Below are 26,062 nucleotides of genomic sequence, written 5' to 3'. Positions count from 1 at the left end.
AGCGTGAACGGGTGGTCCGGGTCCTGTTCACGCGTCGCTGGCTGATGGCGCTCTGCGCGGCCGCGGTCTTCTTCGTCGCCTGCCTCTTCCTCGGGCGTTGGCAGTACGGGCGGTACGAGGACCGGCAGTACCACGCCGACCTCGTGCATAGCCACTACACGGCCGAGCCGGTACCGCTGGATCAGGTGCTGCCCGCCGGGTCACCGCCGCTGCCCGAGGATCAGGTGTGGCGCCGCGTCGAGGTCACCGGCACCTACGCGGCCGACGCCCGGCAGATGGTGCGCAACCGGCCGCAGAACGTCGCGTACGGCTTCGAGGTGCTCGACCCCCTCGTGCTGCCGGGGGTGACGCCGTGCTCGTCGACCGCGGGTGGGCGCCGAACGCCGAGCGCGCCGACCTGCTGCCCGACGTGCCGCCCGCGCCCTCCGGGCAGGTCCGGGTGATCGGGTGGCTGCGCCAGGGCGAGGCGCAGCTCGACCGCGACATGCCTGCGGGCCAACTCGCCTCCATCGACCTGCGTGCCGCCTCGGCGGCGACGGGGCTGACGCTGCGACCCGCCTACCTCGTGCTCGACCAGGAACGCACCGCCGACGGCGCCACTCCCGCCCGTCCGCAGCCACTGATCCCGCCCTCGACCGACACCGGCCCCCACTTCGCGTACGCACTCCAGTGGTGGGGCGCCTCACCGGTCGGGTTCGTCCTCGTGTTCGTCTACGCGCGGCGCGAGTACGAGGAACTCACCGAGGGCGAACCGGACGGCGTGGACGGCGACTCCGGGCGTGAGGGGGACGGTCGCCCTCTGGCCAGCGCCGGCGCGACCAGGCGGTCGAAGCCGAAGAAGCCCAAGAAGGTGCGCATCTGGGACGAGGAGGACGGCTGAGGGGTCGGGTGCACGGCACACGATCACGGTCTGGCGAGGGTCGTGACGAGGTCGGCAGCCCGGCGAGCTCCGCCGGCGCGGTGGAACTCGGCGGCGACCTCGTGGGCGCGGCGTCGCTGGGGAGAATCCCCGACGCACCGTTCGACCGCTCGTCGCAGTCGCGCCGGTGACGGCCGGCCACCGATGTCGAGGCCGGCACCCGACCAGGCGACTCGACGGGCGACCTCGGGTTTGTCCTGCGCTCCGGGAACGACGACCAGCGGCACCCCGTGGGCCAGCGCGGACGACACCGCGCCGTAGCCGCCGTTGGTGATCATGACCGCGGTGCGCGGGAGGAGCAGGTCGTGCGGCACCCAGCCCGGCGCCACCACGTTCGCCGCGGCGGGCACAAGGGCCGGATCACCCGACACGACGACCTGGGCCGGTGTCTCCGCCAGGGCCGCCACCGCGGCACCCACGAGGTCGAAGCCGGGCAGGCCCAGGGTGCCCGACGTCACGTGCACGATCGGACGGCCGGGGTCCAGGTCCTGCAGCCAGGAGGGCGCACCCGAGGCCGCGCGCGTGCCGGCGGCGGTGTCGCCCACGAGGTGCACGTGGCCGGGCAGGTCGGGGCGCCGGTACTCCAGGCTCGGCACGCCCTGGCCGAGGAGCAGCGTGGGCGAGCAGAGTGAGTCGAACGCGAGCTGCGAGGTCGGGGCGAGGCCGGCCCGGGTGCGGGCGACGTTGATGAGATCGCGGAACCGCCGCCCCAGCGTGGCCCGGACCAGGGCACGAAGTGCGGCGTCGCGCCCACGTCCGATCGGGCCCCGGCCGGGGCGCACCGGCAGCCCGCTCGGCGGGAGGTGCCGACTCGCCAGCGGCAGGGGCGACAACGAGAAGGAGGCCCACGGCACGCCGGCCGCCTCGTGGAGGAAGCCGCCGCCGACACAGGTCAGTTCGTTGACGACGACGTCGACCGGATCGGTGGCGTGGAGGCGGAGCAGATCGCGGAGCTGGCCGGGAGCGGTCCCGAAGAAGAGCTGTTCGAAGCTGGAGAACATCGCCGCCGGGCTCGCGTCGGTGCGCATCGTCGGGAAGGCCGCCGCAAGGTCGGTGTCGTCGAAATCCTTCGCCTCGACCCACGGCAGCCAGGTCGCGCCCACCGCCTCGGCCCGCTCTCCGAACCGCGCGCCGGTGTAGTAGGTCACCCGATGCCCGTCGCCGACGAGCTCGCGGGCCAGACCCAGCAGCGGGGGTTGGTGCCCCGCGAACGGTGTCGTGGCGAGCAGGACGTGGCTCACGTCGCGCCCTCCCGCATCAGCGCGTCCTGTTCGTGGGGGTGGCGAACTGGGTCTCGTGCAGATCGGCGTACAGGCCACCCTTGGCGAGCAGGGTCGCGTGGTCCCCCGCCTCGACGACCTGCCCGTCGTCGACGACGAGGATGTGATCGGCCGCGCGCACCGTCGAGAGCCGGTGGGCGATGACGATCGCCGTCCGCCCGGCCAGTGCCGCGTCGAGGGCGCGCTGCACCGCGACCTCGGACTCGCTGTCGAGGTGGGCCGTGGCCTCGTCGAGGATGACGACCCCCGGGCTCTTGAGCAGCAGGCGTGCGATCGCGATGCGCTGCTTCTCACCCCCGGACAGGCGGTGGCCCCGGTCGCCGACGACGGTGTCCAGGCCGTTCGGAAGACGCTCGACGAGATCCCAGATGTGGGCGGCCCGCAGCGCCTCGACGATCTGGGCGTCGGTCGCGTCCGGGCGCGCGTAGGCGAAGTTGGCCCGGATCGTGTCGTGGAAGAGGTGGGCGTCCTGTGTGACGACGCCGACACTCTCGCGCAGCGAGGCGAACGAGACGTCGCGCAGGTCGTGCCCGCCGATGCGCACCACGCCCGAATCCGGGTCGTAGAGACGGGCGATGAGGCTGGTCACCGTGGTCTTGCCGGCACCGCTGGGGCCGACCAGCGCCATGAGCTCACCCGCCCCGGCGTGGAAGGAGACGTCGCGCAGGACGCTCTCGCCCCGCTCGCGGTCGCCGGTCGCCGTCGACTCCAGCGACGCGAGCGAGATCTCGTCGGCGCCGGGGTAGGAGAACGTGACGTGATCGAGGTCGACCGACAGCGGCCCGGTCGGCAACGTCACGGCGTCCGGGCTTTCCCGCACGAGCGGCTGCAGGTCGAGCACCTCGAAGACCCGCTCGAACGAGACCAGCGCCGTCATGACGTCGACCCGCACGTTCGCCAGGGCCGTCAGGGGGCCGTACAGCCGCGCGAGCAGCGCCGTCAGGGCCAGCAGCGTCCCGACGGTCAGCCGCCCTTCCACCGCGAGGACACCACCGACGCCGTAGACGAACGCGGTCGCGAGGGAGGCCACCAGGGTCAGTGCGGTGAGGAAGATCGACCGGTTCAGCGCGATCCGCACACCGATGTCGCGGACCCGCCGCGCCCGCACCGCGTACTCCGCGCGCTCGTCCTCGGGCCGGCCGAACAGCTTGACCAGCAGTGCACCGGCGACGTTGAAGCGCTCGGTCATCCGTGTGCCCAGGTCGGCGTTGAGGTTCATCGACTCACCGGTGAGTGCCCGCAGCCGGCCACCCATGAGCTTGGCCGGGATGACGAAGCACGGCACGAGCAGCAGCGAGGCGAGGGTGAGCGGCCAGGACAGGGTCAGCATCGCCGCGAGGATGAGCACGAGCGAGACGACGTTGCTCACCACGCCCGACAGGGTCGAGGTGAAGGCCTGCTGCGCCCCGATGACATCGGTGTTGAGCCGGTTGACCAGGGCGCCGGTCTGCGTGCGGGTGAAGAACGCGATCGGTTGGCGCAGCACGTGCCCGAACACCTGGGTGCGCAGGTCGTAGATGAGACCCTCACCGATGCGCGAGGAGCACCACCGCTGGACGACGAGCAGCCCGGCCTCGACGACGGCCAGCCCGGCGATGAGGGCCGCCAGCCGGACGACGTGGTCGCTGTCCCGGGCGAGCACGCCGTCGTCGACGATGCTCTTGAGCAGCAGCGGTGTCGCGACGACGAGCCCCGCCGACACGATCACCACGCACACGAAGAACGCGATGAGCCCGCTGTAGGGACGCGAGTAGCCCACGATGCGGGAGGCGGTGCCCTCCTTCAGCCGCGCACCCTTCATGCGGTCACGCGAGAACGACCTCATGGTCGACCAGTTGCCACCCATCGGCCCTATGCTCACGGGCCCACCTCACCTTCTGCGTGTCGTGACGAGGCTCGCGGGTTCAGCTGCGCATCTGGGTCGCCCGGGCGTGCAGGATGCGCCCCTGCGCCTCCCGCTCGACCCGCAACTGCGCGGCGTCGTCCCGGCTCTCGATACCGCGGAAGAGGCCGAGGATCTCGCTCACCGTGTCCTCCGGTGCAGACAGGACGGCGGCCACGAGGTCCTCGACCGTCGCGTCGAGGTCGGCGGGGTCCACGGCCAGGCTCGCGAGCCCGGTGGCCACGGCCTCCTCCACACCCACGGGCCTGCCCGTCAGGCACAGCTCCAACGCCCGAGACGGCCCGACGAGACGGGTGAGTGCGGCAGTGCCCCCGAGGTCGGGAACCAGCCCCAGGGAGACCTCCGCCATGGCGAAGCGGACGTCGGCGGCCACCACCCGCAGGTCGGCGGCGAGGGCGAGTTGGAAGCCCGCACCGATCGCGTGCCCCTGCACCGCCGCCACCACCAGGGCGGGGCACTCCCGCCACGCGGTGAACCCGCGCTGGTAGCCGGCGATCTGCTCGGCCAGGGCCTGCGGCCCGTCGGCCGCCATACCGAGGAGCGAGGGCTCCCCCTCGATGCCCCCGGGGGCGAGCATCCCGCGGTCCAGCCCGGCGGAGAACGCGGGCCCCGCGCCGCGCAGCACGACGACACGCACGCCGGCCGGCACGGTCGTCGCGATGCGCTCCAGGGCGGCCCACATCGACGGGGTCTGGGCGTTGCGCCGCTCGGGCGCATCCAGGGTGACGGTCATGACGGCACCGTCGGTGCGGACCTGCAGTCGCGGATGCGGTCGGTCGGTGGAAGGACTGGTCATGCCCCGACTCTAGGTGTCCGTCGAACGATCCCGCCGATCAGCGGGCGTGTCGCGGCGGGACCTGGGCACGCCCACGGGCAGCGCGGCCGGGCTGCGGCGCCCCGCTGTCGTCGTGACAGCCGCCCGCATCTCAAGGGGCGCCCCCAACGTCATCCAGGTCGTGCCGTTGACCCCAACGTTGCGTCGGAGCCGGAGCGAGGTCCACATCGATCCGGATGAGCAGAACGAGCTCGCCGAGCCGTCTGCAGCGCAGTGCCAGCACGTGCGCTCCGTGGCCACGATCCGCATCCATGCACGCACAGGAAACGTCGGCCCCGTGGCCCTCGGGGAGATCCGCGAGACCCTCGCACTGCTCATGGACCTCTGAGCAGCCGGCGGCCTCAGGCCAGGCTGATGAGGTCGAGGTAGTCCGGGCCCCAGTGGTCCTCGACCCCGTCGGGCAGCAGCAGCACCCGCTCGGGCTCGAGCGCCTGGACGGCGCCCTCGTCGTGGCTGACGAGGACCACAGCGCCCTCGTAGGCGCGCAGCGCCCCGAGGATCTCCTCCCGGCTCGCCGGGTCGAGGTTGTTCGTCGGTTCGTCGAGGAGCAGGACGTTGGCGCTGCTCACGACGAGCGTCGCCAGCGAGAGCCGCGTCTTCTCTCCGCCGGAGAGGACCCGCGCGGGTTTGTCCACGTCGTCGCCGGAGAACAGGAAGCTGCCGAGCACCTTGCGGACCTCGGTCTCGCCGAGGTCGGGTGCCGCCGTCTTCATGTTCTCCAGCACGGTGCGCTCGACGTCGAGGTTCTCGTGCTCCTGAGCGTAGTAGCCGAGCTTGAGCCCGTGTCCGGGCACGACCTCGCCGGTGTCGGGGGCGTCGATACCGCCGAGGATGCGCAGCAGCGTCGTCTTGCCCGCGCCGTTGAGGCCGAGGACGACGACCTTGCTCCCCCGGTCGATCGCCAGGTCGACGTCGGTGAATACCTCCAGCGATCCGTAGGAGCGCGACAGTTCCTTGGCGGTCAGCGGGGTGCGTCCACAGGCCGCGGGCTTCGGGAAGCGCAGCTTGGCGACCTTGTCGCTCATCCGCTGGTCCTCCAGGCCCGACAGCATCTTCTCGGCGCGGCGCGCCATGTTCTGCGCGGCGACGGCCTTGGTGGCCTTGGCCCGCATCTTGTCGGCCTGCGCCATGAGCGCCCCGGCCTTCTTCTCGACGTTGGCGCGCTCACGCTTGCGGCGCTTCTCGTCGGTCTCGCGCTGGGTGAGGTAGGTGCGCCAGCCGACGTTGTACTGATCCAACTCCGACCGGTTGGCGTCGAGGTGGAACACCTTGTTGACGACCTCGTCGAGCAGCGCCACGTCGTGACTGATGACGATGAGCCCGCCCTTGTAAGCCTTGAGGTAGTCGCGCAGCCACACGATGGAGTCGGCGTCGAGGTGGTTGGTGGGCTCGTCCAGGAGCAACGTCGAAGCGCCCGAGTAGAGGATGCGGGTCAGCTCGACCCGGCGCCGCTGACCACCGGAGAGATGCCGCAGCTCCATGCCGAGGATGCGGTCGTCGAGCCCGAGGGCCGAGGCGATCGCGGCCGCCTCCGACTCGGCGGCGTACCCACCGGCCGCCTCGAACCGCGCCTGCAGCTTGGGGTAGCGCTCCATGGCCCGTTCATGGGTCTCGACGTCGGCGCTGGCCATCGCGCCCTCGGTCTCACGCATCTTGCGGACGATGTCGTCCAGACCACGCGCGGAGAGGATGCGTCCGCGCGCCATGACGTCGAGGTCGCCGTCGCGCGGGTCCTGCGGGAGGTAGCCGATGTCACCCGAGGTGGTGAGCGACCCGGCGGCGGGCTGGGACCAGCCGGCGAGCACCTTGGTCAGCGTGGTCTTGCCCGCGCCGTTACGTCCGACGAGGCCGACACGGTCTCCCGGCGCCACCCGGAACGTCGCGTCCCGGATGAGGAGTCGGGAGCCTGCGCGCAGCTCGATGCCGGTCGCGGCGATCACGTGGAGTTCCTCTCGGTAGAAGCCGGCCCGAACTCGCCTGCCACCAGGCGCATTGCAGCATCGATGCACGTCAGCGCGTTTTCAGGTGGGCTTGTGGCGGGGCCGCCGGATATTCTAGTCGAGCCGGTCCTTCCTGCTGCCGGCCCGACTCCGCGGAGGCACCCATGACGTTCAACGACGATGCCCAGCTCGACACCTCGGGTGTCTCACGCGGCGGCTGAGGCGGCCGAGGCCGCGGACTGGCCATCGGCGGCGGTGGCGGCCTCCTCGGCGTCATCGTGTTCGTGATCTACCTGCTCATGGGCGGCAGCCCGACCGAGCAGGCGCCGCAGCAGCAACCGCAGGCCACGAGCAGCACTTCGCAGGCGAACGACCTGGCGGAGAAGTGCCGCACCGGCAAGGACGCCAACACCGACGTCGAGTGCCGGATCGTGGGCGCCCGCCAGAGCGTCCAGGCCTTCTGGACCAAGAAGCTGCCGGAGGCCTCCGGCGGGAGGGCCGAATGGCAGGACACGAAGATGGTCCTCTACAACCAGCCCCAGCGGTCGGCCTGCGGCACCGCCTCCAACGAGGTCGGCCCGTTCTACTGCCCGCTCGACAAGACCGTCTACATGGACGACGACTTCTTCCAGGTCCTCGAGAAGCAGTTCGGCTCCTCCAGCGGTCCCCTGGCCCAGCAGTACGTCGTGGCCCACGAGTACGGCCACGCCCTGCAGGACCAGCTCGGCCTGCTCGGCCGCGCGCAGCAGGACCCCAAGGGCCCCGAGAGCGGTGGGGTCAAGATCGAGCTCATGGCCGACTGCCTCGCCGGCATGTGGGCCCGTGGTGCCGTGGAGACCAAGGACCAGAACGGGCGCGCCTTCCTCAAGCCCTTCACCGAGAAGGACCTGCGCGACGCTCTGTCGGCCGCGGAGGCCGTCGGCGACGACCGCATCCAGCAGACGGCGCAGGGCCGGGTGTCACCGGAGAACTTCACCCACGGGACCTCCGAGCAGCGTCAGCGGTGGTTCATGACCGGATACGAGACCGACGACATCAACACCTGCGACACGTTCCGGGCCTCCCGACTCTGAGGTTCCCGGGTATCCGGATGGTGAGACCGCCGGCGTCGCCCGGGGGTGCCTCCGCGAGGCTCGCCGAAGGCGCCTCGACGGCCTGATGTCAACGACGGCCGGCCGGGGATCGCGGTCGATTCACCTGTCATGACCACGGGTTCCACCACGTGTTCGAGCCGAGTTGACAAAACGGACACGTTCGGAGCGATTCACAGATCGGCCTCGGGGCAGCCCCACATCGGGCTCGGCGTAAACGTGATGTGCGTCACTTAAGTGGGTTACAGATTGGTTTCGTCGTTGCTCAGTCGTTATGTTCTGTGCGGCGTCCACCCCTGGGATGCCACCGGTTCACGACGCTGAATCCCGCCACCGCGAATCGGTTCTCCTCACGCAGAGATGTGTGGGTGGCGGGAACGGAGCACCCGAGCAGTACGGGCGCGACTCCTGATCAGGAGGAACGTCCTCGGGGTGAAGCCTGCGCGGCACAAACCGCCAAGGCCGGGAACACCAGGTTTCCGAACCCGACAGGTCACGCTTCGCAAGCGCCTCCTGGAACCCCATCGTCACCATGAAGAACTCCATCAAGGGCGTCTCCGCACGCCTTGCCGTCACCGGCGCCCTCGCTCTCTCCCTCTCCGGTGGCCTCGCCGTCACCGCCGCCCCTGCCGCCGACGCCGCCATCACCTCCTCCCAGGGTGTCAAGGCCGTCAGCATCGCCTCCACCAAGAAGGGCACGCCGTACCGCTGGGGCGCCACCGGCCCGCGCGCCTTCGACTGCTCCGGCTTCACCAGCTGGACCTTCGCCCGCATGGGCAAGAAGATCCCGCGCACGGCCGACGCTCAGTACCGCGCGAGCATCAAGCTCAACCGCGGCCAGGCCCGCCCCGGCGACCTCGTGTTCTACGGCGGCAAGCGCAAGACGCACGTCGGCATCTACGCCGGTAACGGCCGCATGTGGCACTCGCCGCGCAGCGGCGACGTGGTCAAGCTCGCCAAGATCCGCAGCGGAGCCGCGTTCGGCCGCGTGCGCTGATCGCACGACGGCGACGAGTTCCCGGACGAGCAGAGCCGGTGCCCCAGGTGGGCACCGGCTCTCTCGCGTTCCTCGCGCTCATGACGGGGCTCCCCCGCCCCCTCTAGGCCTGGCGCAGTTCCCGCTTGAGGATCTTGCCGGTCGCACCCTTGGGCAGCTCCTCGATGACCCGGATGACGCGCGGGTACTTGTAGGCGGCGACCCGCTCCTTGACGAACCGCTGCAGCTCCTCGACGTCGAGGTCGGACCCCTCGCGGGCGACGACGTAGGCGGCGATCTCCTCGCCGTAGTGGTCGTCGTGGATCCCGACCACCGCCGCCTCCGCGACGCCGGGGTACTCGTACAGCACCTCCTCCACCTCGCGCGGGTACACGTTGTACCCGCCGCGGATGATGAGGTCCTTGGCGCGGTCGACGATGTAGTAGTAGCCGTCCTCGTCGACGCGCCCCAGGTCACCGCTGCGGAACCACCCGTCGGCGTCGAGCACGGCCTCGGTGGCCTCGGGCTTGTTCCAGTAGCCCCGCATGATGTTCTCGCCGCGGATGGCGATCTCACCGATGCCCGCGTCGTCGGCGCCCTCCTCGCTGTCGACGGGGATGAGCTTCATCTCCACGCCACGCACCGGAACACCGATCGAGCCGGGCTTGCGCTCGATGTGCGGCTGGTTGAACGAGGCGACCGGTGAGGTCTCCGAGAGTCCGTAGCCCTCGAGGATGACGCAGTCGAAGCGCTGCTCGAACCGCTTCATCAGCTCGACCGGCATGGACGACCCGCCGCTGATGCACAGACGCAGCGAGCCGACGTCGAGGGCGTCCACCCCCTCGGAGGCCGCCAGCAGGGCCCCGTACATCGTCGGGACGCCGATGAAGATCGTCACCCCGTCACGGCCGAGCATCTCCAGGGCCTTCTTGGGCTCGAAACGCGGGATGAGCGTGAGCGTGACGCCCGCCGAGATCGCCATGTTCATGGCGCACGTCATGCCGAAGACGTGGAACAGGGGCAGACACCCCATGACCACGTCGCCCTCGGTCGCCTCCATGAGCGTCTCGCCGGTGACGCGCTGGTTGGACTCCAGGTTGCGGTGGCGCAGCTCGGCGCCCTTGGGCGAGCCGGTCGTCCCGGAGGTGTAGAGCAGGACCGCGGTGTCCTCGTCGTCGGCCTCCTCGATGCGGTGGTCGGGCTCGGTCTCGGCGAGGAGGCCGGGCAGCGTGTCCACGGGAATCACGTCGATGTCGAGCGAGGCCGCGGCCTCCGCCGCGTCGGACCCGGGCAGGCACACGAGCAGGCGCACGCCGGCGTCCTGCAGGTAGAACGTGACCTCGCGCGGCTTGAACAGCGGGTTCATCGGCACGATGACCGCACCGACCGACAGGGCGCCGTAGTAGACGACCGCGAAGGCCGGGATGTTGGGCAGGCTCAGGGCCACCCGGTCGCCCGGAGCCACTCCGCGGCTGCGCAGATGGGCGGCGAACCGGGCCGAGGCGTCCGCGAGACGAGCGAAGCTCCAGAGGTCGTCGTCGTGCTTGAGGGCGACGACGTCGGGCCGTTCGGCGGCCGTACGGGCGAGGTTCTGCGCGAGGTTCATGGGCGACTCCCTTGTCGAGGACTGAACCCGCAGGCTATCGGGCCCGCTCTCCCAGGTGGAACGCCACGACGTGCCGCGATGCACCTCAGCGGGCGCCTCGCCCCTCAGTCGTCGGCGTGCGCCCCGGTGTACACGCGCGTGACCCGCCCGGCCATCGAGCACGTGATCTCGTAGCTGATCGTGCCGAGGTCGGCCGCCATGTCGGAGGCGGTGTAGGACTCCGATCCGCTCGTGCCGAGCAGGAGGACCTCGTCGCCCACCCGCGCGCTCGGCTCCGGCCCGAGGTCGATCATCGACTGGTCCATGCAGACCCGTCCGACGATCGGCAGGCGCCGACCGCCCACGAGGACCGTGCCGCGGTTGCTCAGGTGGCGGTCGTACCCGTCGCCGTACCCCACGGGGATCGTGCCCACCCAGGTGTCGCGATCCGCGGTCCAAGTGCGGCCGTAGCCGACGGTCTCCCCCGCCCGCACCTGCTTGACGAAGGAGATGCGCGTGGACCAGGTGACCGCCGGTCGCAGGTCGATCGAGTGCGGCGTCGTCGCGTCCGGGTAGTAGCCGTACGTCATGATGCCGGGGCGCACCATGGTGAAGTACGCGTCCGGGTGGCCCAGCACCGCACCGGAATTGGCCATGTGGACCAACTCGATGGACCGGCCGACGCGGGCCTCGATCGCCTGGACGGTCTCGGTGAACAGGCGGATCTGTCCCCCGGTGAACACGTCCTGGGCGGGGGCGTCGCTCACCGGGCAGTGGGTGAACACGCCGAGCAGGTGCAGGTGCGGGGACTCCTCGATCCGCGCCGCCAGGTCGACCGCGGCGTCGGGGCGGACACCGATGCGCCCCATGCCGGTGTCGACCTTGAGGTGCACCGGCGCGGTGATCCCACGGCTCTCGGCGGCCCGTTCGACCGCCTCGACACCGTCCTGGTCGACGACGGCCAGTTCGAGGTCGGCCTCGAGCGCGGCGTCGACCTCCTCGGGGAAGGCGTGTGAGAGCTTGAGGATCGGCAGCCGCACCCCGGCCTCGCGCAGCTCGATCCCCTCGGGGACCGTGGCCACCCCGAACCGGTCGACGAGGCCGGCCGCCTCCACGTCCCGGGCCACCGCGGGCGCGCCGTGCCCGTAGGCGTCCGCCTTGACCGCCATGAGCACCTGCGCGTCCCCGGCCGCCTCGCGGATGCCGGTGAGGTTGTGCCGGATCGCGTCCAAGTGGATGCGAGCGTGGGTCTGGTAGAGCATCGGTCTCTCCTGCCGCGGTGGATGTGCCGGGATGGGTCGTTCAGCCCCGACGGATGATCTTCTCCACGTACGGCGAGGTCGACAGGCCGAGCAGCGCGCCGTAGTTGGGGGTGAACGCGACCTCGGCACCCAGGTGGATGGGCGTGGTCGCGTCCTCGACGTCGAGGATGAGGTGGTCGCTGCTGCCGCCGATGACCCGGATACCCGGGTCCTGCGGCAGGATTCCGTCGACGCTCGTGTCCTGCCGGCCGATGTTGCAGATGGCCCTCAGCCGGGTGCCACGGTCGTCGAACTCGACGGTCTCGCCGAACGCGTTCTGCGCCCGCAACCCGATGGGCACCGAGGGCTTGCGCTCCAGCTCGACGATCTCGGCGACGAGCCGGACGGTGTCCTGCCGGGTGCCGGGCCAGTCGCTGCGGTCGAGGACGTTGCTGCCGAGGATGACGGTCTCACCGATGCGGAAGTGGTTGATCTCCGCCGGCATCTTTCCACTGGCCAGCAGCGGCAGACTCGAGGAGTTGCCGCCGGAGATCAGCGGCAGCTCCAGGCCGCTGGCGTCGCGGCACTCGTTGCGCACGTCGACCAGCAGGCGCATGTTCTCGACGCTGGGGATCACTCCGCCGTAACAGGCGAGGTTCGCCCCGACACCCACGAGCTCGAGGTTGGGCAGCGCCGCGGCCGCCTTGGCGACCTTGGCGGCGTGGTCGGGCCACACGCCCTCGCGCAGGTCGCCCACGTCGATCATGAGGACGGCCTCGTGGGTGACCCCGAGCATCCGGGCCGCCTCCGAGAGGACCTGCAGGCTGCCCAGGCTGGAGTTCAGCGTGATGTCCGCGTACCGCACGATGTCGTGCGCCGCCGACGGCGTCGGGATACGCAGGAGCATGCTCGGCCGCTCCAGCCCCAGTGCCGTCGCCGACATGAGGTTCTGGATGCGGGAGTCGGCCACCATGTCGGCGCCCGCGCGCATCATCGCGTGCACGACAGAGGGGTTGGCGCAGGTCACCTTGGCGACCGCCGCCACCGTGGCCCCGTGGGCGTGGCAGAGGTCGTAGACGATCTTCGCGTTCTCACCGATCCGGTCGGGATAGAGCTCCAACCGGGGGGTCTGCGCGATCATCGGGCTCCTTCCTGCGATTGCGCCCACCGGACGAACGAGGCCGCGACCTCGTCGGGATAGGTGTGTGCCAGGGTTCCCATCGCCGAGAAGAGGTAGGAGTCGTCGATGAGGATGCGGGCCTCCGGCGAGGGCAGCAGCGAGGTGATGCCGCCCCGGGGCGACGGTCCTCGGCAGATGCCCTCGAGGATCTCCCGGCCGCCGGGGACCTGGGTCAGGGCGCCACCGGTGGCGACGACGTACTCGACCGCCGTGAGGTCCTTGCCCTTGACGACCTGCTTCTTGCCGCTGGGGGTGTAGAGGTCCTGCAGCGTGCCGGCATGCCGGCGGATGCCCACGTCGACCGCGCGCTGCGCCAGCCATTGGGTGAGCTGGACCTCGGCCTCGCTGCTCGGCATGGCCTGCAGGTCCTCGAGGCGGGCTTCCCATTCCTCGTCGCCGGCGGCCACGTTGGCGGCGTTGACGTAGACGCCGAGGTCACCCTCGACGGTCCGCTTGGCCGTGGGTTCGGGTTCGACCACCTTGGCGGCGAACTCCGAACTGCCCTCGGTGACCGAGTGGATGTCGGTGGTCGCGCCACCGACGTCGAGGACCACGACGTCGCCGACGGACTCGGCGAACAGCTCCGCGCCCCGCAGCACCGCCCCGGGGGTCGGCAGGATCTCGGCATCGGTGAAGTCGCGAAGCCGCCCCATGCCGGGTGCGTGGACGATGTGGGAGTTGAAGACCTCGTGGATGAGACCGCGCAGCGGGGCGACGTTGAGCACGTCGACCTCCGGAAACACGTTGTCCGCCAACAGCACCTCGATGCCCGCGTCACCGAAGACCGACTTGACGGGGCGCCGCAACGCCGTGTTGCCGGCGTACACCACCGGGGTGGCGCGCTCCCCCGACTCCCGCTGCTCACGCAACAGAGTCGCCAGCTGCTCGGCGTTGCGCAGCACGACGCCCCGCTCACCACCGTCGACCCCGCCCGCGAGCAGGACGACGTTGGGCCGGATCTCACGGATCTCCTCCAGGTCGTAGTCGGCCAGGGCACCCGCCGTCACCATCGTGACGATGGCGCCGGCGCCGAGAGAGGCCTCGCGGGCCGCCCGGGCGGTCATGCTGACCGTCAGACCGTGGACCGTCATCCGCAACCCGCCGGCGGCGGAGGAGTTGACGTGGGTCTCCACGGTCCCGGGCTCCGGTCCGCCCGCAGCGCGACACGCGGCCACCGCCTCGTCGATGCCGATGCCCACGTCCCCCGCGTCCACGGAGGTCGGGGCGAACCCCTGCGCGAGGGGGTGGAAGACCCCCTCGCGCAGGGTGAAGGCGTTCACCTTGGTGATGGTGCTGCCGATCTCGACGGTCAGCACCGTCTTCTCCGCGCCGCCGGCGCGGGTGGGTCGATCGGTCACTCACGACCCCGCAATGCCTTGACCATGGCGTCGACGACCATGATGCCCTTGGTGCCGCGGCCGAAGGTGGCGTCCAGCCCGGTCTCGTCCGCCATGTCGCGGTTGACCTGGGTGCCACCTGCGACCAGGACGAGCTTGTCGCGCACGCCCTTCTCGACGGTCAGTTCGTGCAGCCGCTTCATCATCGTGCGGTGCACGTCGTTGTGGCTGATGATCGTCGAGATGAGGATGGCCTGCGCGCCGGTCTCGATCGCCGCGTCCACGAGCTTGGTCAGCGGGACCGACGTACCGAGGTAGTCGTACTTGACGCCGTACTTCTCGATACCGCCGTGCTTGATGTCGAGGATCTCGCGCAGACCGACGCTGTGCTCGTCCTCACCGACCGTGCCCGCCACGACCCGCAGGCCGCGCGCCTTGACCTCCTCGCGGAGCTCGTCCTCGGGCAGCAGCACCTCCTTCTCGGGGATGTGCAGGCTGTCGCGGTCGATGGAGAACCCGATCTTGCCCTTGACCTCGACGAAGGTGCCCTCGCTGGGGTGCATCGGCTCGAGGTTGACGACCTCGGCGTCGCTGAGGCCCATCTTGGCCGCCATCTCGGTCGCGTAGACCTCGGCGATCTCGATGTTCTCCGGCACGAAGATCTGGACGAGGACGACGCCGTCACCGGCCCACTCGACCTCGGGCTTGATCTTGCCGCCCTTGCGGAAGGGCAGGGTCTTCTCCAGGCGGGCGTCGACCGAGTCGGACGGGTCGAGCTCGTCGATGTAGACGATCTTCTCTGGGTGGGAGAGCGTGTCTCCGTCGATGGCGTCCTCGGGGCGCTCGACACCCTTCTCGGCCAACCACGCCGGGATGGTGTTGTGGCCGAAGTGGGAGCTCACCGGGGCGAAGTAGTCCTCGTCGCGCTCGACGATGGTGCCCGCGCCCACGCCACCGTCGCCGGCGCGGGCGATGCCGTCACCGATGCGCTCGGGGTAGCGGGCGGAGTCGACGAAGAAGCCCGCCTCGACCGCGGCGAAGTAGCCGCCGCTCGCGATGGCCTCCTCGAGGAACACCACCGAACGGACCTTGATGTCGTGGGCCATCTCGCCCAGCGGCCCGTCCTTGTCGAGCTTGAGCAGCTCGTTGATGCCGTCCAGGCCCGCCCACGTCTGCTTGACGGTCTGCAGGCCGCGCACGTTGTTGTAGTGCCACGGCACGTTGCGACCCTCGTCGGGCGTGATCGTGCTCTGGATGTCGGAGCCGACGAGCATCGAGATCATCGTGTCGATGGTGTGCGTGCGCACGGCCTCTTCGATGCTGGCCTCGATGTAACGGGTGTTCTGCTGGGCACGGAACTTGTAGTCCGAGAAGAAGTCCCGCAGCGCCAGCGCGTAGGGCAGGTCGTACCAGAGCTTGGGCGCGGGCGGTGAGTTGGGCGGCACCGTCGACAGACCGATGAGGTCGGGGTCCATCCCCACCTGCACCGAGAACGCCGTGTTGATGCCGTGCTGCACCATGAGCTCGGGCATGACGAGCCAGCCGGCCTTGGCCGTGGCGTTGGCGTTGTGCGCGCCGTCGATCTGGAAGATCTGCGCACCCGTCATGACCTTCTTGGCCTCGGCGGCGTCGACGTAGCTGCGGTACATGTTCACGTTGCGGTAGAGCACGTTGTACTGCGGGTCCTGGTGCGCGCCGTTGATGCCCTCCTCCGCGAAGAGCACCGCCACCTCCGGCCCGGCGACGCCGGACACGTAGGAGTGGAAGTTGATCGGCCGGCCGACCTCGTCCTCGATCGCATCGCAGGCCTTGCGCGAGGCGCGGATCTGCTTGCGGGTGATCGGGACTCCACCGATGCCCTCGGGCGTGCCCTCGAGCAGGCCGTCGATGTGCGACTGGCCCGTGGTGCGGATGACCATGAGGTGGTCGGCGCCGTGCCAGGCCGCCATGCGCATGCGGCGGACGTCGTCCTCGAAGCGCCCGGAGGCGATCTCGGTGGTCACGACGCACTTGGGCTGCGGGTCGATGTGCTCGAAGTACTCACTGGCCGGCAGGCCGATGGAGTTCTTCAGCGGCGCGGACATGTCGTGGAAGTGGAACGGGCCCATGTCCACGCCCTCGGCGGGGACGTCGCGCCAGGTCCAGCCCTTGCGCCGGGGACGGTAGTTCTCGAGGTCGGACAGCAGGTTCTCGACGTCGAGCTTGCTGTTCGGCTCCAGCGGTCCGAAAGTCGTCATCGCGTGCTCACTTCCCATCGAAGAGGCCGGTGAGGACACTCGGGTCCTCGGTGATACGGGCTGCCGCCGCGCGGACGTCGAGGCCGTGGGCGTGACCGACCTTGAGGACCACGTGACCCGCGCCCTTGCCGAGCAGACCGGCCTCGGTGATCGTGTCGACGACCCCGTGGCTGCTGATCGAGTCGACCCCCATGCGCAGGAGGACCGAACGCTCGATGGACGGGCTCGTGTGCGTGCGCGCCAGCTCGACGACGGGCGTCATCATCTGGTGGGTGAGCTCCCAGAACCGGTCCTTCAGCTCGGCGTCGGAGAGCTTGCCGAGCTCGTCGACCCGGGCGTTCATCTTGGCAGTGCGCTCGGCGCCGGTCATGGCGTTCTCGGGCACGGCCGGGTCGGGCGTGTCGGGTCCCTCGCCCGGCTCGGGCGTCAGGGGTGAGCTGGTCGTGTCGTTCATCGGGAGCTCCCTGTGGTGCCGGCGCCCTGGGGCGCGCTCTGGTGACCGGCGAGGTCCGCGAGGGCCGCGCGGACCCAGTCCGGGTCGGTGTTGGAATCTGCGGCGACGAAGTCGACGTCGACATCGGTCCACTCGGACGCCGGTAGGCGCTTGAGGGCGTTCTTGACGTAGCTGCGGCGCAGGGCGGTGATGTCCTGCGGGCGGCCCTTGACCTGCTCCAACCGCTCGGGAAGGACGATCGCCTTGCCCGGCACGTTCTCGGTCGGGTCGCCGACCCGCACCTCGACGCCGTTCTCGCGGGCGAAACTCAGCTGCCGGTTGTGGTGCTTGCCGGCGCCGGTGTACTCGGTCTCCTGGACGACGATGATCTCGTCACGGTCCATCTCGGCGGCCAGGGCGACCGCGGCGGTGACGCTCGTGTTGCCGGCGGGGCCGCGCTCGATGCCCTCGAGCTTGGTGAGCAGCTCGGTGATGTAGAAGACCTCACCCTGGGTGACCAGGTGGTAGGAGTCCATGTACCGCAGGCTGCGGGCGGCGTTGCGGGGCACGTCGGTGCGGTCGGGCCACGTGGCGAACGGCACGCCGAAGCCGGTGTGACCCGTCGTGAACGACTTGCGGTTGAAGTCGGTGTCGCTGCCCATGTGCAGGCCGGACAGGTCGACCGAGCAGGCGATGACCTGGGTGTCCTCGCAGCCGATGAGCTTGAGGCCACGGGCGGTACCGGTGAGGTTGCCGCCACCGGCCTGGGTCACGACGACCGCGTCGGGCGCCTTGCCGTAGCGCGCCTGCACCTGCTCGCCGATCTCCGCGCCGAGGGTCTCCACACCGCGGATGCCGAAGGGCGTGTAGAGACTGGCGTTGAAGAATCCGGTCGCCTCGAGGGTGACGAGCATCTGGTAGAAGAGCTCGAGCCCCACCGACAGCTTCTGCACCTCGGCGCCGTAGGCCTCGCAGGCGCGGGACTTCTCGACGATCTCGGGCTGGCCGACACCGCGGGAGTCGAAGACCTCCTGCAGGACGATGCACTTGAGGCGGCGCATCGCGGCCTGGCTGGCCACGCCGGCGCCGTAGTTGCCGGAGGTGGCCGTGGCCACGCCCTCGTACCCACGCCGGCTCGCCTCGAAGCAGCTGATCGAGGCCCGACGGGCCTTGAACGAGCCGGAGGCGTTGGCCGCCTCGTCCTTGAGCAGGATGCGGGCGCCCTTGCCCGGGCCGGCGAACTCGCGCACGGCCTCGGTGAGGTTGGTCAGCTCGTACAGCGGGGTGTTGCCGACCTTGGTCTCGGCCTGGATGCGGGCGATGTCCTCGAGGGTGTAGTCACCACCGGCCATCATCCGCTCGTAGTCGAAGGCCAGGGTCGTCTGCTCGAAGTCGTCGTAGTCGATCCCGAGGCTGGCCTTCATGATGTCGTTCTTGCGCGCCATGACGGCGTCGTAGGACATGTCGCGGCTCATGACCGGTCGCCTCCCGTCTCGTTGGCCGGGGCGTCGTCGCCCGTGCCGGTGTTCGGGTCGGCCTGCGAGGCCGCCTCCGTCAGCGAGGTGCCGGGCAACCCGATACGCAGGAGTTCGGGGACCGTGGCGCCGAAGCTGTGGTCGTAGTGCGGGTCGACCCCGACGAGTCGTCCTTGGTGCTCGTGGTCGATGAGGCTGCGGATGCTCACCTCGTCACCCTCCTGGGCGTCGGCCACGAGGAAACCGTTCATACGCAGGACGTACGGCGTGGCCCTGGTCTCCGCCGGCAGGTTGGCGGCCCGCTGCTCGGGAGTGAGGAGCACGCGCTCGATCTCGACCCACGTTCCCGCCGGAACGAGGCCGGGGGCTGCCTGGTTCATCAGACCCTCCTGGCGTAGGCCGACGCGCCCATGAGCGCGCTGGTCATGGGGATGTCGAGCATGTTCTTCAGGCCGGGGCTGGCCTGGACGATGCGGGGCACCACGTTGACGGCGATGGCCTGGGTGGCCTTGCCGCCGGCGTACTCCGGGTTGATCTGCATCGACACCTCGGGCGCGCCGTGGATCGTGATGTAGTCACCGGTGCCCTGGCCCTCGAGCTCGGGCAGCACCTGCTGGGGGTGGACGAGCGTGAGGACGACCTCGTCACCGCGGTAGCCGAGCAGCGTCTGCTTGCAGCCCGCGACCATGCCCGGCTCGATGGTGATGTGCTCGGCCTCGCGGCGCACGGTGGAGACGATGGGCTCGCGCTTCTGCTCGATGCGGTCGATGCCCAGACCCACGGCGTCGCTGATCATCTTGGCCGACTCGGGGAAACCGATGTGGCCGTCGACGCTGCCGTCCTCGACACCGGCGCGGAACTCCTCCTCCGACAGGCCGACGCCCTGGGTGCGCATGACCGTCGGGCCGTAGGGCGAGAGGTCGTTGACGCGCGTGGCCTCGATGGAGGTGACCTCCAGGCAGCCCGCGGTGAGGGCGACGACGAGGGTGTCCATCGACAGGCCGGGGTTGACACCGCTGCCGATGATCGAGACGCCGTTCTTCTTGGCGAGTTCGTCGAGCTCCGCGGCGATCTCGGGCGACTGGGCCTCGGGGAGGCCATCTCCTCGGCGATCGACACGCAGTTGATGCCGGCGCTCAGGATGGTGCGCAGGTCGTCGATCTGCTCCTTGACCCAGGAGGTCGTGGCGATGACGACGCAGTCGACGTCCTCGGGACGCAGGACGGATGCGGGGTCGTCGCTGACGGCCACGCCGAGGTCACGGTCGATCCCGATCACCTCGTGCAGCGGCTTGCCCACGAATTCGGGTCGCTTGTCGATACCGCCGACGAGTTGCATCCCCTCTTTGGACGCGACGAGGCGGGCCATGCCGCTTCCCATCGCTCCGAGGCCCCATTGAACGACACGCACAGTAGACATCCGCGCTCCTCACGACGACGATTTCTGGCAAACCGCAGGACACGGGGAGAAGCCGTGGCCCGTTTCACACGCTAGGCCAGCGACGTAACTCCTGTCCCGCATTTGGTTGGCCGGGAGGGTTCACCCGATTCGTTCGGCGGACGGAGTCGAGAGGGGCGAGAAGTCGGGAGCGATGGAGCCGGTGAGGTACCGGGCTCAGACGTTGAACCCCAGCGCGCGAAGCTGGTCGCGGCCGTCGTCGGTGATCTTGTCCGGGCCCCACGGCGGCATCCACACCCAGTTGATGCGGTGGCCGACGACGAGACCCTCCAGGGCCTGCGCCGTCTGGTCCTCGAGCACGTCGGTCAGAGGGCACGCGGCGCTGGTGAGGGTCATGTCGATGACGGCGTTGTTGCCGGAGTCGACGGTGACGCCGTACACGAGGCCGAGGTCGACCACGTTGATGCCGAGTTCGGGGTCGACGACGTCGCGCATCGCCTCCTCCACGTCGGCCGCGTTGGCCGGGGTCGGGTGGCTCGCGGGCTTGAGGGTGTCGTCGGTCATCGCAGGTCCTCCGTCGGGTCGGGGGTGGTCGAGATGTCCGCGCCCGCTCGGGCGAGCGCGTCGAGATAGGCGGACCAGCCCAGCAGGGCGCACTTGACGCGGGCCGGGTACTGGGCGACGCCGGCCAGGGCGACGCCGTCGCCGATGACCTCCTCGTCGCCGGAGTCCTTGCCGCGGCTGGTGAGCATGCCCTTCATCGCGGCGTACGTCTCCAAGGTCTCCGCGAGGCGCTGCCCCGTGCACTCCTCGGCGAGGATCGAGGTGGAGGCCACCGAGATCGAGCAGCCGATCGCGTCGTAGGACAGGTCTTCGAGCACCTGCTCACCGGCCTCGCCGGCCAACTTCACGCGCAGGGTGATCTCGTCACCGCAGCTGGTGTTGACGTGGTGGACCTCGGCGTCGAACGGGTCGCGCAGGCCCGCGTGCTGCGGGTTCTTGCTGTGGTCGAGGATGAGCTGCTGGTACAGGTCCATCAGCCCACCCCGAAGATCGCGGGGACACGGTCGAGCGCCTCGACGAAGGCGTCGATCTCCTCACGGGTCGTGTACACGGAGAAGCTGACCCGGGTGGAGGCCGGGACGCGCAGCGCGCGGTGCAGCGGCCACGCGCAGTGGTGGCCGGTGCGGACGGCGACGCCGGAGTCGTCGAGGATCTGCCCGACGTCGTGCGGGTGCACCCCGTCGACGACGAACGACACCGCGCCGACACGGCGGTCGGGATCGGTCGGTCCGAGCACGCGGACCCAGGGCCGTTCGGCGAGCCGGTCGAGGGTGTGGGCCACGAGGTCGCGGTCGTGGGCGGCGACCCGCTCCATACCGATGGCGGAGAGGTACTCGCACGCCACCCCGAGGCCGACGGCCTGGGCGGTCATCGGGACTCCGGCCTCGAAACGCTGCGGCGGCGCCGCGTAGGTGGAGGAGTCGATGCGCACGAGCTCGATCATCGAGCCGCCGGTGACGTACGGCGGCAGCGCCTCGAGCAGGTCGTAGCGGCCCCACAGCACGCCGATCCCCGAGGGACCGAGCACCTTGTGCCCGGTGAACGCGAGGAAGTCGACGCCGAGGGTCGCCACGTCGACGGGCAGGTGCGGCACGGACTGGCAGGCATCCAGCACCGTGAGGGCCCCGACGGCACGCGCCTGCTCGACGATCGCGGCGACGTCGACCAGGGTGCCCAGCACGTTGGAGACGTGGGTGAACGCGACGAGCTTGGTCGCCTCGGTGATCGGCGCGGAGGCGAGGTCGAGCTCGCCGGACTCGTCGACGTCGATCCACCGCAGCGTCGCACCCGTACGGCGGCAGAACTCCTGCCACGGCACGAGGTTGGCGTGGTGCTCCATCGCGGTGACGCAGACCTCGTCACCCGGGCCGATGCGCAGGCGCTCCGCCAGGGCGGGGTCGACGCCGTCCAGGGCACCCGGTGCCGCGGCGTTGGACAACGCGTAGGCGACGAGGTTGATCGCGTCGGTGCCGTTGCGCGTGAAGACGATCTCGCGCGCGGGGGCGCCGATGAACGCGCCGATCCGCTCGCGGGCGGTCTCGTACGCGTCGGTCGCCTCCTCAGCGAGCTGGTGCGCACCACGGTGCACGGCGGCGTTGTGGTGCTCGTAGAAGTCACGCTCGGCGTCGAGCACCACGCGCGGCTTCTGCGACGTGGCCCCCGAGTCGAGGTAGACGAGCGGCTTTCCCCGCGGACCGTGCGCGAGAGGATCGGGAAGTCCTCCCTGATCGCGGCGATCTCGGCGGGGAAAGCCCTCGCGTCGACCGCTCGCGGCACCTTCGGTCGCGTCGCGAGCCGTCGTGGCGGCGGTCGTGTGCGTCATCAGGCGGTCGCTGCCTTGAGGAAGCGGTCGTAGCCCTCGGCCTCGAGCTGGTCGGCCAGCTCGCGGCCACCCTCCTCGGCGACGCGTCCGTCGATGAACACGTGGACGAAGTCGGGCTGGATGTACCGCAGGATGCGCGTGTAGTGGGTGATGAGCAGCACGCCCATGTCGCCCGTCTCCTTGGCGCGGTTGACGCCCTCGGAGACGACGCGCAGGGCGTCGATGTCGAGGCCGGAGTCGGTCTCGTCGAGGACGGCGAAGCGCGGCTTGAGCAGCTCGAGCTGCAGGATCTCGTGGCGCTTCTTCTCACCACCGGAGAAGCCGACGTTGACGTCGCGCTCGGCGAAGGCCGGGTCCATCTTGAGCTCGGCCATGGCGTTCTTCATGTCCTTGACCCAGTGGCGCAGCTTGGGAGCCTCGCCGTCGACCGCGGTCTTGGCCGTACGCAGGAAGTTGCTCACCGACACGCCGGTGACCTCGACGGGGTACTGCATCGCGAGGAAGAGGCCGGCGCGGGCGCGCTCGTCGACGCTCATCGCCAGCACGTCCTCACCGTCGAGGGTGATGGTGCCGGAGGTGACCTTGTACTTGGGGTGTCCGGCGATGCTGTAGGCCAGGGTCGACTTTCCCGAGCCGTTGGGGCCCATGAACGCGTGGGTCTCACCCGAGCGGATCGTCAGGTCGACGCCGCGCAGGATCTCCTTGGGGCCGTTCTCGGTCTCGACGCTGACGTGCAGGCCGCGGATCTCGAGCGTGGAGGACATGTGTTCGTCTCTCGCTTTCACTAAAGGGTTCAGAGGTTCGTGGGCGACTCGACGTCGACGTACACGTCCTCGCCGTCGATCTCGACGGGGTAGACGAGCACGGCGGCGGTCGCGGGCGGGGTGACCGGAGTTCCGGTGTTGACGTCGAATCGCGAGCCGTGGAGCCAGCATTCGATGAAGCAACCGGCGACCTCGCCCTCGGAGAGCGAGACCGAGCCGTGGCTGCACTCGTCCTCGATGGCGTGGATGGTGCCGTCGTCGAGACGCACCATGGCGACGGTCTTGCCCCCGACGACGGCCGCGTGCGCCTGGCCGGGTGTCAGGTCGTCGACGGCGCAGACGAGTTCTCTCACTCAGCCACCGCCACGAGACCGAGCTCGGCTTCGATGACCTCCATGAGGTGGTCGCTCACCTCGGCCACACCGATGCGCTCGACGATGTCGGCGAAGAATCCGCGCACGACCAGGCGGCGTGCCTCGGACTCCGGGATGCCCCGCGCCTGGAGGTAGAACAGCTGCTCGTCGTCGAACCGGCCGGTGGCCGACGCGTGACCGGCACCGGCGATCTCGCCGGTCTCGATCTCGAGGTTGGGCACCGAATCGGCCCGCGCACCGTCGCTGAGCAGGAGGTTGCGGTTGAGTTCGTAGGTCTCGGTCCCCTCCGCGCTCGCCCGGATGAGGACGTCGCCGACCCACACGGTGTGCGCGCCCTCGCCCTGCAGCGCGCTCTTGTACAGCACGTCGGAGGTGCAGTGCGGCGGCTCGTGGTCGACGAACAGGCGATGCTCGAGGTGCTGTCCGGCGTCGGCGAACGACACACCCAGACCCTCGAACTTGCCACCGGGGCCCGTGTAGAACGCGTTGGTCGAGACCCGGACGAGTTCGCCACCGAGGGTGACGGCCACGTGACGCACCTGCGCATCGCGGCCGACGACGACGTCGTGCTGACCGACGTGGATCGCGCCGGGCGCCCACTCCTGCACGGAGACGACGCTGACCTGGCTGCCGTCACCCGCGAGCACGGTGACCAGCTCGGCGTACTCGGCCTCGCCGTGGTGGGCGAGGATGACCGTCCCCGTCGCGTGGGTGCCGACCCGCACGACGAGGTGCCCGTGCACCCGCTCGCCCGCGCCGGTGAGGCGCAGGATCACGGGCTCGGTGAGTTCGGTGTCGGCGGGGATGTCGACGACGTGGACTCCCCCGCTGTGCGCCGCCGCGAGAGCGGCGATGCGGTCGGCAGGCTCGGGCGGGGTGAGCGCCCGCCACTCCTGCGTCGACATCGTGGAAGTCGTGACCCCGGCCGGGAGGGTCTCCTGCAGGTCCAGACGCGCACCGGTGGCCTGGTCGGTGAGGAGCCCGGCGAGCTTCTTGATCGGGGTGAAGCGCCAGCCCTCCTCCCGACCACTCGGTACGGCGAAGTCCGCCACGTTGTAGGAGGTGCGCCACTCGGCACGCGACTGCTCCGGCACCGTCGACTCGACGGCCCGGCGCACCGCGTCGGTCGCCGACACCTCGGCGGCCGGCGTGCCCAGCAGCGGCTGGTCCTCCACCGACACCGGCACCCCGGTCGAGGTGGTGTCGGCGGGACGGGTGGGAGAACGATCGACCAGCGGCATCAGCCCACGGATCCTTCCATCTGCAGCTCGATGAGGCGGTTGAGTTCGAGGGCGTACTCCATGGGGAGTTCACGCGCGATGGGCTCGACGAAGCCGCGCACGATCATCGCCATGGCCTCCTCCTCGCTCATGCCTCGGGACATCAGGTAGAACAACTGGTCGTCACTGACCTTCGACACCGTGGCCTCGTGCCCCAGCTGCACGTCGTCCTCGCGGACGTCGACATAGGGGTAGGTGTCGGACCGGCTGATCGTGTCGACGAGCAGGGCGTCGCAGACGACCGAACTCTTGGAGTTCGTCGCACCCTCGGCGACCTGCACGAGGCCGCGGTAGGAGGTGCGGCCGCCACCACGCGCCACCGACTTGCTCACGATCGAGCTGGAGGTGTTCGGCGCGTTGTGCACCATCTTGGCGCCGGCGTCCTGGTGCTGACCCTCACCGGCGAAGGCGATGGACAGCGTCTCTCCGCGGGCGTGCTCGCCCATGAGGAAGACGGCCGGGTACTTCATCGTGACCTTGGAGCCGATGTTGCCGTCGACCCACTCCATCGTCGCGCCGGCCTCGCAGATCGCGCGCTTGGTGACGAGGTTGTACACGTTGTTCGACCAGTTCTGGATCGTCGTGTAGCGCACGCGGGCGCCCTTCTTGACGATGATCTCGACGACCGCGGAGTGCAGCGAGTCCGACTTGTAGATCGGCGCCGTGCAGCCCTCGACGTAGTGCACGTAGGAGCCCTCGTCGGCGATGATCAGCGTGCGCTCGAACTGGCCCATGTTCTCGGTGTTGATCCGGAAGTAGGCCTGCAGCGGGATGTCGACGTGCACACCCGGCGGGACGTAGATGAACGAGCCACCCGACCACACGGCCGTGTTGAGCGCGGCGAACTTGTTGTCACCGGGCGGGATGACCGAGCCGAAGTACTCCTTGAAGAGCTCCTCGTGCTCGCGCAGACCGGAGTCGGTGTCGACGAACACGACACCCTTCTCCTCCAGGTCCTCACGGATCTGGTGGTAGACGACCTCCGACTCGTACTGCGCCGCGACACCGGCGATGAGGCGCTGCTTCTCCGCCTCCGGGATGCCGAGCTTGTCGTAGGTGGCCTTGATGTCGTCCGGAAGCTCGTCCCACGTCGTGGCCTGCTTCTCGGTGGACTTCACGAAGTACTTGATGTTGTCGAAGTCGATGCCCGACAGGTCGCTGCCCCAGTGCGGCATCGGCTTCTTGTCGAACAGACGGAGCGACTTCAGGCGCATCTCGCGCATCCACTCCGGCTCGGACTTGCGCGCCGAGATGTCCTCGACGACGTCGGTGTTCAGACCGCGGCGTGCAGAAGCACCCGCGGCGTCGCTGTCCGCCCATCCGTAGGCGTAGCGTCCGAGGTCCTTCAGACCCGGGTTGAGCTCCTCGATCGTGCTCATCTCCAGCTCCCTTCGTCGTGCCGGTGATCCTGCGTGTCGTGCGTGTCTT

General features: G+C 69.8%; 21 protein-coding genes and 4 pseudogenes. 4 read left to right on the top strand and 21 right to left on the bottom strand.

From position 1 onward, the window contains the following. The first annotated feature begins 44 nt into the window (after nt 1–44). Nucleotides 45–880: pseudogene (locus QQK49_RS07640) on the top strand (SURF1 family cytochrome oxidase biogenesis protein). Nucleotides 881–903: 23 nt separating this feature from the next. Here QQK49_RS07640 and QQK49_RS07635 read toward each other — a convergent pair. Genes QQK49_RS07635 through QQK49_RS07625 form a run of 3 tightly spaced genes read right to left on the bottom strand, consistent with a single transcriptional unit; the run spans nt 904 to nt 4,898 of the window. After that, complete coding sequence (locus tag QQK49_RS07635; protein WP_284303421.1) at nt 904–2,160, bottom strand: nucleotide disphospho-sugar-binding domain-containing protein; 1,257 nt, start codon at nt 2,158–2,160, stop codon at nt 904–906. Between the two features lie 16 nt (nt 2,161–2,176). Beyond that, on the bottom strand, nt 2,177–4,045 hold the full coding sequence (locus QQK49_RS07630) for an ABC transporter ATP-binding protein (RefSeq protein WP_284305845.1): 1,869 nt from the start codon (nt 4,043–4,045) through the stop codon (nt 2,177–2,179). Nucleotides 4,046–4,103: 58 nt separating this feature from the next. Next, nucleotides 4,104–4,898: an enoyl-CoA hydratase/isomerase family protein gene (locus QQK49_RS07625; RefSeq protein WP_284303420.1), complete on the bottom strand. Its 795-nt coding sequence runs from the start codon at nt 4,896–4,898 to the stop codon at nt 4,104–4,106. Nucleotides 4,899–4,944: 46 nt separating this feature from the next. Between QQK49_RS07625 and QQK49_RS07620 the strand changes: the two genes are divergently transcribed. Next, a complete protein-coding gene (locus QQK49_RS07620; protein WP_284303419.1) occupies nt 4,945–5,265 on the top strand; it encodes a type II toxin-antitoxin system PemK/MazF family toxin in 321 nt (106 codons plus the stop codon). A 13-nt stretch (nt 5,266–5,278) separates the two neighbouring features. Here the strand turns inward: QQK49_RS07620 and QQK49_RS07615 are convergent, their stop codons facing one another. Then, nucleotides 5,279–6,877 (bottom strand): ABC-F family ATP-binding cassette domain-containing protein, encoded by a 1,599-nt coding sequence (locus QQK49_RS07615; protein ID WP_284303418.1) that lies wholly within the window; start codon nt 6,875–6,877, stop codon nt 5,279–5,281. 164 nt (nt 6,878–7,041) lie between these two features. Between QQK49_RS07615 and ypfJ the strand changes: the two are divergent. Next, a pseudogene (gene ypfJ, locus QQK49_RS07610) lies at nt 7,042–7,950 on the top strand (KPN_02809 family neutral zinc metallopeptidase). A 550-nt stretch (nt 7,951–8,500) separates the two neighbouring features. Beyond that, nucleotides 8,501–8,965 carry a C40 family peptidase gene (locus QQK49_RS07605; RefSeq protein ID WP_284303417.1) on the top strand — a complete coding sequence of 155 codons (465 nt, stop codon included), beginning with the start codon at nt 8,501–8,503 and terminating at the stop codon, nt 8,963–8,965. A 103-nt stretch (nt 8,966–9,068) separates the two neighbouring features. Here the strand turns inward: QQK49_RS07605 and QQK49_RS07600 are convergent, their stop codons facing one another. From QQK49_RS07600 to sufB, 17 genes and pseudogenes are all read right to left on the bottom strand, one after another. Beyond that, complete coding sequence (locus QQK49_RS07600; protein WP_284303416.1) at nt 9,069–10,550, bottom strand: long-chain-fatty-acid--CoA ligase; 1,482 nt, start codon at nt 10,548–10,550, stop codon at nt 9,069–9,071. A 104-nt stretch (nt 10,551–10,654) separates the two neighbouring features. Further along, a complete protein-coding gene (gene alr, locus QQK49_RS07595) occupies nt 10,655–11,791 on the bottom strand; it encodes an alanine racemase (protein ID WP_284303415.1) in 1,137 nt (378 codons plus the stop codon). Between the two features lie 40 nt (nt 11,792–11,831). Further along, complete coding sequence (locus QQK49_RS07590; protein ID WP_284303414.1) at nt 11,832–12,911, bottom strand: alanine racemase; 1,080 nt, start codon at nt 12,909–12,911, stop codon at nt 11,832–11,834. Next, on the bottom strand, nt 12,908–14,308 hold the full coding sequence (locus tag QQK49_RS07585) for a glutamate mutase L (RefSeq protein WP_284303413.1): 1,401 nt from the start codon (nt 14,306–14,308) through the stop codon (nt 12,908–12,910). Before QQK49_RS07585 ends, QQK49_RS07590 begins: the two co-directional genes overlap by 4 nt. Further along, the gene (gene oraE, locus QQK49_RS07580; protein WP_284303412.1) at nt 14,305–16,524 is read right to left on the bottom strand and encodes a D-ornithine 4,5-aminomutase subunit OraE; all 2,220 of its coding nucleotides are present in this window, start codon (nt 16,522–16,524) and stop codon (nt 14,305–14,307) included. Before oraE ends, QQK49_RS07585 begins: the two co-directional genes overlap by 4 nt. Before the next feature lie 7 nt (nt 16,525–16,531). Continuing rightward, nucleotides 16,532–16,978: a D-ornithine 4,5-aminomutase subunit OraS gene (oraS, locus tag QQK49_RS07575; protein ID WP_284303411.1), complete on the bottom strand. Its 447-nt coding sequence runs from the start codon at nt 16,976–16,978 to the stop codon at nt 16,532–16,534. Beyond that, nucleotides 16,975–18,432 carry a 2-amino-4-oxopentanoate thiolase subunit OrtB gene (gene ortB, locus QQK49_RS07570; protein ID WP_284303410.1) on the bottom strand — a complete coding sequence of 486 codons (1,458 nt, stop codon included), beginning with the start codon at nt 18,430–18,432 and terminating at the stop codon, nt 16,975–16,977. The genes oraS and ortB overlap by 4 nt, the downstream gene beginning before the upstream one ends. Beyond that, nucleotides 18,429–18,812, bottom strand: a complete 384-nt coding sequence (gene ortA / locus QQK49_RS07565; RefSeq protein ID WP_284303409.1) for a 2-amino-4-oxopentanoate thiolase subunit OrtA — start codon at nt 18,810–18,812, stop codon at nt 18,429–18,431. The genes ortB and ortA overlap by 4 nt, the downstream gene beginning before the upstream one ends. Continuing rightward, a complete protein-coding gene (locus QQK49_RS07560; RefSeq protein ID WP_284303408.1) occupies nt 18,812–19,426 on the bottom strand; it encodes a hypothetical protein in 615 nt (204 codons plus the stop codon). The genes ortA and QQK49_RS07560 overlap by 1 nt, the downstream gene beginning before the upstream one ends. A gap of 269 nt (nt 19,427–19,695) precedes the next feature. Beyond that, nucleotides 19,696–19,800: pseudogene (locus tag QQK49_RS07555) on the bottom strand (2,4-diaminopentanoate dehydrogenase); the annotation flags it as partial. A 246-nt stretch (nt 19,801–20,046) separates the two neighbouring features. Then, on the bottom strand, nt 20,047–20,394 hold the full coding sequence (locus QQK49_RS07550) for a metal-sulfur cluster assembly factor (protein WP_284303407.1): 348 nt from the start codon (nt 20,392–20,394) through the stop codon (nt 20,047–20,049). Beyond that, nucleotides 20,391–20,867 carry a Fe-S cluster assembly sulfur transfer protein SufU gene (gene sufU / locus QQK49_RS07545; protein ID WP_284303406.1) on the bottom strand — a complete coding sequence of 159 codons (477 nt, stop codon included), beginning with the start codon at nt 20,865–20,867 and terminating at the stop codon, nt 20,391–20,393. Before sufU ends, QQK49_RS07550 begins: the two co-directional genes overlap by 4 nt. Continuing rightward, nucleotides 20,867–22,170: pseudogene (locus QQK49_RS07540) on the bottom strand (aminotransferase class V-fold PLP-dependent enzyme). The gene sufU and the pseudogene QQK49_RS07540 overlap by 1 nt, the downstream one beginning before the upstream one ends. A 45-nt stretch (nt 22,171–22,215) precedes the next feature. After that, nucleotides 22,216–22,980 carry a Fe-S cluster assembly ATPase SufC gene (gene sufC / locus QQK49_RS07535; protein ID WP_284303405.1) on the bottom strand — a complete coding sequence of 255 codons (765 nt, stop codon included), beginning with the start codon at nt 22,978–22,980 and terminating at the stop codon, nt 22,216–22,218. 29 nt (nt 22,981–23,009) lie between these two features. After that, nucleotides 23,010–23,333 (bottom strand): non-heme iron oxygenase ferredoxin subunit, encoded by a 324-nt coding sequence (locus QQK49_RS07530; protein WP_284303404.1) that lies wholly within the window; start codon nt 23,331–23,333, stop codon nt 23,010–23,012. Then, on the bottom strand, nt 23,330–24,595 hold the full coding sequence (gene sufD, locus QQK49_RS07525; RefSeq protein ID WP_284303403.1) for a Fe-S cluster assembly protein SufD: 1,266 nt from the start codon (nt 24,593–24,595) through the stop codon (nt 23,330–23,332). The genes QQK49_RS07530 and sufD overlap by 4 nt, the downstream gene beginning before the upstream one ends. Continuing rightward, complete coding sequence (gene sufB, locus QQK49_RS07520; protein WP_284303402.1) at nt 24,595–26,013, bottom strand: Fe-S cluster assembly protein SufB; 1,419 nt, start codon at nt 26,011–26,013, stop codon at nt 24,595–24,597. The genes sufD and sufB overlap by 1 nt, the downstream gene beginning before the upstream one ends. Nucleotides 26,014–26,062 lie beyond the last annotated feature (49 nt).

The sequence above is a fragment of the Mobilicoccus caccae genome (assembly GCF_030161635.1).
GTDB lineage: Bacteria > Actinomycetota > Actinomycetes > Actinomycetales > Dermatophilaceae > Mobilicoccus > Mobilicoccus caccae.
The sequence above is the reverse complement of the archived record's forward strand: the minus strand, read 5'-3'. Positions and strand labels throughout refer to the sequence as shown.

Excerpts from the sequence above, each read along its gene's own strand:
- oraE (WP_284303412.1), bottom strand. The coding sequence starts at position 16,524 with ATGACGACTTTCGGACCGCTGGAGCCGAACAGCAAGCTCGACGTCGAG.
- oraS (WP_284303411.1), bottom strand. The coding sequence starts at position 16,978 with ATGAACGACACGACCAGCTCACCCCTGACGCCCGAGCCGGGCGAGGGA.
- QQK49_RS07630 (WP_284305845.1), bottom strand. The coding sequence starts at position 4,045 with ATGGGTGGCAACTGGTCGACCATGAGGTCGTTCTCGCGTGACCGCATG.
- sufU (WP_284303406.1), bottom strand. The coding sequence starts at position 20,867 with ATGGACCTGTACCAGCAGCTCATCCTCGACCACAGCAAGAACCCGCAG.
- QQK49_RS07560 (WP_284303408.1), bottom strand. The coding sequence starts at position 19,426 with ATGGACACCCTCGTCGTCGCCCTCACCGCGGGCTGCCTGGAGGTCACC.
- QQK49_RS07550 (WP_284303407.1), bottom strand. The coding sequence starts at position 20,394 with ATGACCGACGACACCCTCAAGCCCGCGAGCCACCCGACCCCGGCCAAC.
- alr (WP_284303415.1), bottom strand. The coding sequence starts at position 11,791 with ATGCTCTACCAGACCCACGCTCGCATCCACTTGGACGCGATCCGGCAC.
- QQK49_RS07605 (WP_284303417.1), top strand. The coding sequence starts at position 8,501 with ATGAAGAACTCCATCAAGGGCGTCTCCGCACGCCTTGCCGTCACCGGC.
- QQK49_RS07625 (WP_284303420.1), bottom strand. The coding sequence starts at position 4,898 with ATGACCAGTCCTTCCACCGACCGACCGCATCCGCGACTGCAGGTCCGC.
- QQK49_RS07600 (WP_284303416.1), bottom strand. The coding sequence starts at position 10,550 with ATGAACCTCGCGCAGAACCTCGCCCGTACGGCCGCCGAACGGCCCGAC.
- sufD (WP_284303403.1), bottom strand. The coding sequence starts at position 24,595 with ATGCCGCTGGTCGATCGTTCTCCCACCCGTCCCGCCGACACCACCTCG.
- ortA (WP_284303409.1), bottom strand. The coding sequence starts at position 18,812 with ATGAACCAGGCAGCCCCCGGCCTCGTTCCGGCGGGAACGTGGGTCGAG.
- QQK49_RS07590 (WP_284303414.1), bottom strand. The coding sequence starts at position 12,911 with ATGATCGCGCAGACCCCCCGGTTGGAGCTCTATCCCGACCGGATCGGT.
- sufB (WP_284303402.1), bottom strand. The coding sequence starts at position 26,013 with ATGAGCACGATCGAGGAGCTCAACCCGGGTCTGAAGGACCTCGGACGC.
- ortB (WP_284303410.1), bottom strand. The coding sequence starts at position 18,432 with ATGAGCCGCGACATGTCCTACGACGCCGTCATGGCGCGCAAGAACGAC.
- sufC (WP_284303405.1), bottom strand. The coding sequence starts at position 22,980 with ATGTCCTCCACGCTCGAGATCCGCGGCCTGCACGTCAGCGTCGAGACC.